Genomic DNA, 521 nt, shown 5'->3' with positions numbered 1-521 from the left:
CGAAGGGCATCGACCCGATGCGCGCGCGCCCCGACCGCAAGGGCATGCGCGGCCGCTGACGTGCGAGGCGTCCGCCGTCAGCGACGGACGAGCACCGTGCCGGCGGCACGGTCGTGCAGGCCGCGCCCGTCGCCGTCCCAGACGACCGCGGGGATCACCAGGCACACGAGCAGCGTCCGCACGGCCGCGGCGACGATCCCGGGCGGCCCGTCGACGGGCGCCGGCGGCGTGCGCAGCGAGGTCTGCGCGAGCCGGCGCACCTGCAGACCGAGCAGCCGGTGGCCGAGCGTGTGCCCGAGCGTCGCGACGAGCACGAGGTTCTCGACGGCGAACACCGCGAGCGTCGCGAGCTCGTGCCCGCGGAACAGGAAGAGCCCGTCGTCCCGCACCGGCAGCAGCACCGCGGAGACGGCGAGGCACGCGACCCAGTCGATCGCGAGCGCCACCAGGCGCCGCCCGGGCCGCGCCAAGGAGCCGCTGCCCGACGCGGGGAGCCCGAGCCTGCTGCCGGGGTCCCCGAC

General features: G+C 77.5%; 1 protein-coding gene. It reads right to left on the bottom strand.

Annotation, left to right across the window (positions count from 1 at the left end; genetic code table 11):
- Positions 1 to 77: 77 nt before the first annotated feature.
- A partial coding sequence (locus G3I71_RS46505) for an RDD family protein (RefSeq protein WP_164324981.1) occupies positions 78 to 521 on the bottom strand: 444 nt, incomplete at its 5' end.

The sequence above is a fragment of the Streptomyces sp. SID12501 genome, assembly GCF_010550245.1.
In the GTDB taxonomy this organism is placed as follows: Bacteria; Actinomycetota; Actinomycetes; order Streptomycetales; family Streptomycetaceae; genus Streptomyces.
The sequence above is the reverse complement of the archived record's forward strand: the minus strand, read 5'-3'. Positions and strand labels throughout refer to the sequence as shown.